We start from the raw sequence: 8,922 nt of genomic DNA, 5'->3' as shown, positions 1-8,922 counted from the left end.
ACGGCCCCTCAGGCGCGCGGCGTGAAGGAGTAGCCGAGGACGAGCGCGATGTTGTCGACGGCGTCCAGGTCCAGCTCGCCGTCGACGACGAGCGCTGGGTTGTCCGCGGCGGTCACCTGGACCGACCACGGGCCGAGCGCCGAGGAGCCGATCGCCGCCCCCTGGCCCGCGGCGGTCAGCGCGGTCTGGAACGCGTCGGAGTCGACGACGCCGTCCGCGTCGCACGTCACGGTCACGGGCTGACGTCCCGGGGGAGCGACCCGGAGCACCAGGCCTCCGGCGACCGCGTGCGGCGTCGACGCCACCGTCAGGCCGAGGCTGAGCAGCGTGGGTGCGTCCTCGGTCGCCGCGAAGTCCCCGCGACCCAGCTCCACGGCGAGCGTGCCGGTCTCGTAGAACGAGAAGAACGCGTCGGCGAACAGCCAGCGCAGCGGGAACGGACGCTGCCGCTCGTGCACCGCGGGAGCGGCCTCGAGCTCGGCGACCACCCGCTCGCGCAGGTCGAGGTCGAACCGCGCCTGGTAGGTGAACGTGAGCCGCACGTCGAGGATCGCCGCGAAGTCGAGGTCGTTGGCCGCCGGCGGGATGTCGAGCTCCCAGCTGGACGCGACGCCGGCGCCCTCGAAGACCGCACGGCGACGGGGGTCGGGGGAGACGATCAGGGCGTCGAGCCGCCGGTCGTAGTCGCTCAGCACCAGCGACTCCCGGTTCTGCACGCGGTGCTTGACCCCGTTGCCGCCCACGGGCCACAGCACCGACGGGACCCGGTAGTGCGAGATCCCGCTGTTGGTCAGCGTCCCGCTGAGGCCGCGCGCCGGCACGATGCCGTCGACCTCCACCTCGACCGCCACGATCCGGCCCGCGTAGGTGCCCGGGTAGGCGGAGTCGAAGTCCGCGAGCGCCGTCTGGAACTCCATGTGACCGGTGCGCCGCAGCTGCGTCTCGAACAGGTACGGGTAGCGGCTGGACAGGGAGATGGTCTGCCGGACGGGCTGCGGGTTCGGTGCGGTGGAGGTGATCAGCTGGTACGTGAAGGACTGCACGTCCGCCAGCAGCGAGTCGGCGGCCAGCAGCCCGTGGACCGTCTGCGCCTGGTAGTCCGGCCGGATGATCGAGAGCTGCACGTCGTTCTCGAAGTTGTACGCGCGCTGCATCCGCTTGGCGATGTCGAGAGCCATCACGAGGTACCGCTGGGAGAGGTTGTTCATCGTCTCGCCCATCGCGTTCCAGACGTCGGGCGTGAACCTCTGCTGGTCGAAGGCGAGCAGCAGCTGCTGCGCCCCGGCCATGCGGACGCCGGCCGCCGCAGCACCCGCGGAGAACGCGGCGACGCGGGCCTGACCGGCGGCCCGCTCCTGCGCCGCCTGCACCCGCGCCGCGTCGAGCTCGTTGGCCTGCCGGTTCATGGAGTCGATCTCGTACTGGCGCTGCTGGCGCGCGGCCGTCAGGCTCTCCGCCGCAGCGAGCGTGCCGCGGTCGCCGGAGATCGAGTACGAGCCGGACATCATCTGGTCGGCCAGCTGGTTCAGCTGGGAGGCCTTCCCGTCCTGGCCGCCGGACAGCTGCGTCGAGAGCGCCTGGTGGACCACCCAGCTGGCGGACTTGCTCGCGTACTCGGCCGCGTTCGCCCGGGCGTCGGCCGCCCGCAGGTTCGCAGCGGCCTCGGCCGCCTGGTAGGCCGCGAGCTCGGCGCGCGCCGCATCGACCTGGCGGTCGGCCGCCTGCTTCTCGGCGGCGGCGAGCTGGACGTTCGCGGTCAGCTGCGTGCGCGTGAGGGTGCCGGAGTCGGCCTTCTCCCAGAACGAGATGGCGTCGCGCTCGGCGCCGATGGCCAGCTGGCTGAACGTGCCCGCCACCTGCTGGAGGTAGTCGAAGGTCCACAGGGGGACGTTGGCCGCCCAGTGACCCCAGAAGTCGAGCCCTCCGGCGATCTTCGCCAGCTGCGCCCACACGTCGAGGATCACGGCCGCGATCGCCGGGCTGACCGCGGCGGGGTCGATGTCGTCGGGCGCGTCGAGGTGGGCGATCACGGCGCGTGCCTGCGTCGCCGCGGGGGCCAGCCCCGCGACCGTGTACAGCGACGTGGCCGGAGCGGTGCCGTCCGAGCCGAGCACCTGCTCGTAGACGTCGAGGGCCCGGGCCGGTTCGTCGGCGCGGAACAGCACGTTCCCCTGGTCGAGGTAGCACGTCGCCAGCCGGGCCCAGACGTACGGTGCCTCGGTCGTGGGGTTGAGGTACCGGTAGCCGGCCGCGGCGAGGTACCAGGACTGCGCCTGCTCGAACTCGCCCATCGCGTGGTGCGCCTCGGCCAGGCCCAGGGTGGTCTCGTAGTACCAGGCGTGCGCCAGCCCGATCGCGACGTCGGCCGGTCCGGCGGGCTGGATGAGCACGTCGTGCAGGACGTCGACGGCCCGGCGACCCTCGTAGACGGTCGCGAGGATGTCGGCGCCGTCGAGCGCCTTGCCCTCGGCCCACTTGAGGGTCTTGACGTCGTCCCCGACCTCGACCGCGTAGAACCGGCGCGCCGCGGTCAGCTCGTCGGGGATGTCGACCACCGGGGTCGCGCTGATGACGTCCTTGACCTGCAGGTCGGTGCGCTCCAGCCGCAGCGCGACGGTGGGTGCCGCCTCCGCCCCGACGGCCCGCACGCGGCGCAGGCCCGGCACGTCGACGGCCGGCGCGGGGGCGTCCTTCTCCCCGAGCTGCTTGACGAAGTCGGCGTCGAGGCCGGCGGCGCGCTCCCGGAAGAACGTGGCGGACTTCGGGTTGCCGACGGACTCCAGCTGCCGGGCGACCTCGAGGTCGGCGGCGGCGAGGCTCGCGTCCCGGCCGACCTTGGCGGAGTGCAGCCCGAGCACCGGGCCGTCGTCCACCTCGGGCACCACGCGCGGCCGTACCCCGGCCGTCGGGTGCTCGACGGGGAGCAGGTTGAGGAACTCCGCGGCGTACGACGCCAGCGACGGCACCAGGTCCACCGCCAGCACCACCTGCTCCTCGTACGTCACCAGCGGGGCGAGCTGCGACCAGATGAGACGCCGGGCGGCCGTGTAGCCGTCGACGGCGTCGGTGTAGCGCCGTTGCCGGTGGGCGGTGGCGGCGGCGACCAGCAGGTCCTCGATCTGCCCGAGCACCGCGGTCGCGCCGGTCCGGACGCCGACCACCGCCTTGTTCCGCCGGAACGAGTAGGCGAGGTCGGTGTGCAGTGCAGCCATGACGGTGCCCCCTGGTTCACGGTGGTGGCGACGGTGCCACCGGTGATACCTCCAGGATCCTCGCGAGGCGGGCAGTGATACCCGCCTCGACCGAGTTCACCCCCTAGGCGAGCAGGTCCGCCGCGTGCACCCCCGCCGCGGCGGCCGCGAGGAACGCGGCGGGGTCCTGCTCGAGGCCACGGCCCATCGTCGACAGCCGGACCGGGCTGCCCGCGAGCGCGCCCAGCAGGTCGGCCCCGGCGGGGACGTCGACCAGGCGGTGCCGCGACCGCAGTGTCGCCGCCTGGTCCCGGACGCGCTGCCCGAGCTCGCCGTCGAGCAGCGGGACCACCACGTCCGCCGACGCCAGCGCGACGCGTCCGTACGCGGTCAGCGAATGGTGCGAGACCCCGAGGTGCCGTTCGCGGGCGTCGGCGCCCGAGACCCGCAGCGAGGCGACCGGCCGGCCCCCGAGCGCCGCGGCGGCGTTGACTGCCTCGCCGGCGGCGACGCCGGAGAAGCCCCAGCGCGTCCCCGTGCCGAGGTTGCCGGGACCCTGCGCGACCACCGCGAGGTCCGCGCCGACCACGTGCCGGGCCGCCAGCAGCCCGGTGTGCACCGTCACGGCCTCGAGGTCGCCGCCGAACGACTGCCCGGTGGTCACGCAGGCGTCGATCCAGCCGGCCGAGCGCAGGCCCGCGACCGTCCGGGAGAACCACGCCGGCAGCGCGCCGCCGTCGGTCATCACGTAGGCGACCCGCGGGGGCACGCGACCGGCGCGCGCCGCTGCGGACCGCGCGCCGGCGACGATCGCGGGCAGCGCCGAGTGCAGGTCCGCGACGACGACGGGCAGGCCGTCGAGGTCGTCGGCCTCGCGCAGCAGCTCGTGGTGCGGGGACTCCTGGTCGTCGACGCCCAGGACCATCGCCTGCAGCGGGGTGTACCGGGCCTTCACCAGGTGACCGGGCCCGGCGGGCGGGTCCGCGGGCGGTCGGTCGGGCAGGGCGATCACCAGGGCGTACCCGCCGGTGCCCAGCCCGCGCGCCAGGGCGGACACGTTGAGCAGGACCCGGTCGCCGATCTCCGGGCTGCCGACCAGCGACGGGAACGCCAGCGCACGGACGGTGTCGCCGGCGGTCGCCGTGCCCACGGGAGCCTCGAGCTCCACCGTCACCTCGGCCGCACCGGGCCACGTGGCCCCGAGCGACACCACGACACCCGCACGCCACGTGATCACGCGACCACGCTACCGGCCACTACGGTGGTCCCCGATGGCCGTCCAGATCGCCCCCGCCGAACGCCTGCTCAACCTCGTCATCGCCCTGGTCAACACCTCGGGCCGGATGACGAAGGAGCAGGTGCGCACCAGCGTGGCCGGGTACCAGGAGGCGCCGTCCGACGACGCCTTCGAGCGGATGTTCGAGCGCGACAAGGACACGCTGCGCGACCTCGGCATCCCCATCCTCACGGTCACCGACGCCGGCCACGGCGACGACATCGGCTACCGGGTGGACCTCGACGCGTACGCGCTGCCGCCGCTGGACCTGACGGCGGCCGAGCTCGGCGTGCTGGCGATGGCGGCGCAGGTCTGGCAGGACCAGTCCGTCCGCGCCGACACGACGCGTGCGCTCACCAAGCTGCGCGCGGTCGGCGAGGCGCCGGAGTCCACCGACCTGGTCGCCGGGCTCGCGCCGCGGGTCCGCGCCGGCGGGGGAGCGTTCGGCCCGCTGGTCGACGCGGTGCAGGCGCGCCAGGCCGTCCGGTTCACCTACCGGGCAGCGACCACGGGCGAGGTCCGCGAGCGCACCGTCGAGCCGTGGAAGCTGCTCGCGCGCCGTGGCGGCTGGGTGCTCGTCGGCCGCGACCGGGACCGGGGCGCCAGCCGCTCGTTCCGGCTGAGCCGCGTCGAGGGCGCCGTGCGCACGGTCGGCGAGCCGGGGTCGTTCACGGCGCCGAGCGCGCAGGAGCTGACGGACGCGCTGCGGACCTGGGGGAGTGGGCCGGAGCGCATCGCGACCCTTGCCGTGCTCCCCGAGCGCGCCAGCGCCCCCCGGGCGCGTGCCGTGCCGCAGCCCGCCGACGACCAGGACTGGTCGACCGAGCCCCTCCTGGCCCATCGCGACCTCGTGCACGTGCCGTTCCGCGCCGAGTGGGAGCTCGCCGAGGAGCTGGTCGGCTACGGCGACGCGGTCGTCGTCCTCGCCCCCGCCGGCCTGCGCGACTCGGTCCTGCACCTGCTGCGCACGGCCGCGACGCTCGACCAGGGGGTGCGGACCGATGCCTGAGCGCGCCAGCGACCGGCTCCTGCGGATGCTCGGAATGATCACCTACCTGGACCGGCACGACGACGTCTCGGTCGAGGCGATCGCGTCGCAGTTCGGCGTGAGCACCCGGCAGGTGATGGACGACATCGACACCCTGTGGGTCACCGGCACGCCCGGCTACTACCCGCACGACCTCATCGACTTCGACGCTGCCTCGTACGAGCAGGGCGTGGTCCGCCTCACCGAGTCCCGCGGGATGACCCGGCCGCTGCGCCTCGGGGCACGGGAGGCCGTCGCGCTCGTCGCCGCCCTGCGGGCCGTCGACGCGGCGCTCGGGGACGCCCTGGACCCCGAGCGCGCCGCCGTGCTGCGCTCGGCCCTGGCGAAGCTCAGCGCCGCCACCGGTGACGCGGCGGCCGCCGTGGACGTCCAGCTCGCGGTCGACGCGGCCCCCGACGTGGCCGCCGCGGTCGCCACGGCCTTGCGGCACGGTCGCCGGCTCCACCTGCGGTACGTGAACGCGTCCGACGTGACGACCGAGCGCGACGTGGACCCGATCCGGCTGGTCACCGATGACGAGCGCTCGTACCTGCTGGCCTGGTGCCTGCTCGTCGACGGCGAGCGCCTGTTCCGGGTGGACCGCGTGCTGGCGGCCACGGTGCTCGACACGCCGAGCGTGGACCACCAGGTGCCCGAGGGTGCCGACGTGTTCTCCCCGGGCGCCGAGGGCGAGCTGGTGACGCTCCACCTGACCAGCCGCGCGCGGTGGGTCGCCGAGACGACGCCGGTCGACGCGGTGCGCAACCTCGACGACGGCTCGTTCGAGGTGGACCTGCGGGTCGTGCAGCACGCGTGGCTGCGGCACCTGGTGCTCCAGGTCGCCGACGACGTGCTCGACGTCCGGCCGGCACGCATCGCGCAGGAGGTGGCGGCGGCCGCCCGGGCGGCGCTGCGCGCGTACGGGGAGGTGGGCTGACCGTGCTGTGGTTCTCGGTCTGGACGGTCCTCGTGCTCGCGACGCTGGTCGGGGCGTTCCTGCTCGGCCGGCGGCTCTGGCGGTCGGGCCTGGCGCTCGGCCGGGAGCTCTCGCGCGCGGCGGACGTCGCGGCCCAGCTGGCGGACCGGGTGGACGAGCTCAAGGCCGCACGTGGCGAGGTCGAGACCGGGCCGACCCTCTTCGCCGACCCGGAGCCGCTGCGGGCCCGGGTGGCAGAGCTGCGCGCCGCGGCCGCCGAGCGCCGGGTCGAGCGCGAGGCGCGGCGGACCGCGACGCGGCTGCGCTGGCGCGCCTACTGGAGCTGACGTGGTGAGCACTCGACACCCAGGTGGCGCGGGTAGGATCGCACGGTCATCGACAATCCGACGGAGGACCCCGACGTGATCCGAAACCTGAGCGCATGGCACGTGCTGATCGTGCTGCTCGTGGTCGTCCTGCTGTTCGGCGCGAAGCGGCTGCCCGACCTGGCCAAGAGCGTGGGCCAGTCGATGAAGATCTTCAAGCACGAGGTCCAGGACCTGAAGACCGAGGACGCCCCGGCGACCACCACCCCCGTCGGCGTCCCGCCGGCCGGCGTCACCCCCGTGGTCGTCACCCCCGTGGTGCCGACCGTGGCAGAGCCGCAGCTCAGCACCCCCGTGCGGCCCGTCGACGAGCCGTCCGAGGGCAACGCCCCGCCGAAGGCCTGACCGTCCTGTGAATGCCCGCCGCGGGGATGAGCCCGGCGGCCGGATGCCGCTGCGAGCACATCTGGTCGAGCTGCGCCGCCGCGTGTTCCTCGCGGCCATCGGCGTCGTCGTCGGCGCGGCCATCGGCTGGTTCCTCTACGACCCGGTCTTCACGGCCCTGCAGCAGCCCCTGGTGAACGTCGCGGAGCAGCGCGGCAGCCTCATCGCGCTGAACTTCTCGGGCATCGCCACGTCGTTCGACATCCAGGTGAAGGTCTCGTTCTTCCTCGGCGTGATCCTGTCCAGCCCCTGGTGGCTCTACCAGTTCTGGGCGTTCGTCACGCCCGGCCTCAACCACAAGGAGCGGGTCTACGCGTTCGGCTTCCTCGGGGTCGCCGTGCCGCTGTTCCTGGCCGGCGCTCTCGTCGCCTGGTGGGCGCTGCCCAACGCCGTCCGGCTGCTGACCGAGTTCACGCCGACCGGCGCCACCAACCTCATCGACGCGCAGACCTACCTCGGCTTCGTCATGCGGCTCATGCTGGCGTTCGGCATCGCGTTCCTGCTGCCCGTCGTGATGGTCGCGCTGAACTTCGCCGGCATCGGCACCGCGGCGACGTATCGAAAAGCATGGCGGTGGGCCGTGATGATCGCATTCGTGTTCGCGGCCGTGATGACGCCGACGCCCGACGCGATGACGATGCTCGCGGTCGCGCTGCCCATCTGCGGCCTGTACTTCGTCGCGCTCGGCGTCTGCGTGCTGCACGACCGTCGGGTGGACAGGCGTCGGGTTGCCGCCGGACTGCCCCGCCTCGACGGGACGATGGACGACGAGCCGGGCGGGGCGACCGCGTGATCCACCTGGGCGTCGTGGTCAACCCGACGGCCGGCAGGGGCCGGGGGACGCAGGCGGGCCGCCGGGTGCACGAGCTCCTGCGGGAGCGCGGGCACAAGGTCGAGGACCTGTCGGCGGCGACCCTCGCGCAGGCCACGGACCGCGCCCGGGCCGCGGCGGTGCAGGGGCTCGACGCGCTGGTCGTGGTCGGCGGCGACGGCATGGTGCACCTCGGCGTCAACGTCGTGGCGGGCACCGGCCTGCCGCTGGGCATCGTCGCGGCCGGCACCGGCAACGACATCGCCCGCACGCTCGCCCTGCCCCGCGGGGACGTCGAGGCCTCGGTCGCCGCGATCGAGCACGGTCTCCTGGACGGCCCGCGACGGGTCGACGCGGTGCGCGTGGGCTCACCGGAGCACGCGGCGCACGAGTGGTACCTCGGCGTGCTGAGCTGCGGGTTCGACGCCGCGATCAACGCGCGCGCCAACGCGATGACCTGGCCCAAGGGCTCCGGCCGCTACGTGCGGGCCCTCGCCGCGGAGCTCGGTCGGTTCCGCCCGTTCGGCTACCGGGTGACCCTGGACGACTCCGTGTGGGAGTCGGCAGGCACGCTCGTGGCGGTCGCCAACGTCCCCTGGATCGGCGGTGGCCTCAAGATCGCGCCGGACGCGCAGGTCGACGACGGTCTGCTCGACGTCGTGGTCGCCGGCCCGTTCAGCAAAGCGGGCGTCGTGAAGATCTTCCCCGGCATCTACCAGGGCAAGCACGTGGGCCACCCGTCGGTCGAGGTCCGGCGCAGCCGGTCCGTCCTCATCGAGCCGGTCACCGAGCTCGGAGCCGTCCCGCCCGCGGCCTTCGCCGACGGCGAGCGCATCGGCCCCCTCCCGTTGCGGGTCACGGTCGACCCCGGGGCGTTGTCCGTCCTCTGCTGAGCGCGGCGCGCCCGCCACCTTCCGACGGTGTGCCTAGG

Annotated in this window: 8 protein-coding genes; 6 read left to right on the top strand and 2 right to left on the bottom strand. The window is 74.1% G+C overall.

Annotated elements, in window-relative coordinates:
- Positions 1-8 precede the first annotated feature (8 nt).
- On the bottom strand, positions 9-3,212 hold the full coding sequence (locus AC1DWH_RS01615; RefSeq protein ID WP_477092194.1) for a Tc toxin subunit A-related protein: 3,204 nt from the start codon (positions 3,210-3,212) through the stop codon (positions 9-11).
- 103 nt (positions 3,213-3,315) lie between these two features.
- On the bottom strand, positions 3,316-4,428 hold the full coding sequence (locus tag AC1DWH_RS01610) for a DUF3866 family protein (protein WP_477092193.1): 1,113 nt from the start codon (positions 4,426-4,428) through the stop codon (positions 3,316-3,318).
- 34 nt (positions 4,429-4,462) lie between these two features.
- Between AC1DWH_RS01610 and AC1DWH_RS01605 the strand changes: the two genes are divergently transcribed.
- The 6 genes from AC1DWH_RS01605 (at position 4,463) to AC1DWH_RS01580 (ending at position 8,884) form a co-directional block, all read left to right on the top strand.
- Positions 4,463-5,476, top strand: a complete 1,014-nt coding sequence (locus AC1DWH_RS01605) for a helix-turn-helix transcriptional regulator (RefSeq protein WP_456844070.1) — start codon at positions 4,463-4,465, stop codon at positions 5,474-5,476.
- Positions 5,469-6,431 carry a helix-turn-helix transcriptional regulator gene (locus tag AC1DWH_RS01600; RefSeq protein WP_456844071.1) on the top strand — a complete coding sequence of 321 codons (963 nt, stop codon included), beginning with the start codon at positions 5,469-5,471 and terminating at the stop codon, positions 6,429-6,431. Before AC1DWH_RS01605 ends, AC1DWH_RS01600 begins: the two co-directional genes overlap by 8 nt.
- A gap of 2 nt (positions 6,432-6,433) precedes the next feature.
- Positions 6,434-6,757: a hypothetical protein gene (locus AC1DWH_RS01595; RefSeq protein WP_477092192.1), complete on the top strand. Its 324-nt coding sequence runs from the start codon at positions 6,434-6,436 to the stop codon at positions 6,755-6,757.
- A gap of 75 nt (positions 6,758-6,832) precedes the next feature.
- Positions 6,833-7,141 (top strand): Sec-independent protein translocase subunit TatA, encoded by a 309-nt coding sequence (gene tatA / locus AC1DWH_RS01590; protein ID WP_456844073.1) that lies wholly within the window; start codon positions 6,833-6,835, stop codon positions 7,139-7,141.
- 43 nt (positions 7,142-7,184) lie between these two features.
- Complete coding sequence (tatC, locus tag AC1DWH_RS01585; RefSeq protein WP_477092191.1) at positions 7,185-7,973, top strand: twin-arginine translocase subunit TatC; 789 nt, start codon at positions 7,185-7,187, stop codon at positions 7,971-7,973.
- Entirely contained in the window at positions 7,970-8,884 is a 915-nt protein-coding gene (locus AC1DWH_RS01580) for a diacylglycerol/lipid kinase family protein (protein WP_477092190.1), read from the top strand. Before tatC ends, AC1DWH_RS01580 begins: the two co-directional genes overlap by 4 nt.
- Positions 8,885-8,922 lie beyond the last annotated feature (38 nt).

The organism is Cellulomonas sp. P2_F12 (genome assembly GCF_056403775.1).
The sequence above is the reverse complement of the archived record's forward strand: the minus strand, read 5'-3'. Positions and strand labels throughout refer to the sequence as shown.

Excerpts from the sequence above, each read along its gene's own strand:
- AC1DWH_RS01615 (WP_477092194.1), bottom strand. The coding sequence starts at position 3,212 with ATGGCTGCACTGCACACCGACCTCGCCTACTCGTTCCGGCGGAACAAG.
- AC1DWH_RS01605 (WP_456844070.1), top strand. The coding sequence starts at position 4,463 with ATGGCCGTCCAGATCGCCCCCGCCGAACGCCTGCTCAACCTCGTCATC.
- AC1DWH_RS01600 (WP_456844071.1), top strand. The coding sequence starts at position 5,469 with ATGCCTGAGCGCGCCAGCGACCGGCTCCTGCGGATGCTCGGAATGATC.
- tatC (WP_477092191.1), top strand. The coding sequence starts at position 7,185 with ATGCCGCTGCGAGCACATCTGGTCGAGCTGCGCCGCCGCGTGTTCCTC.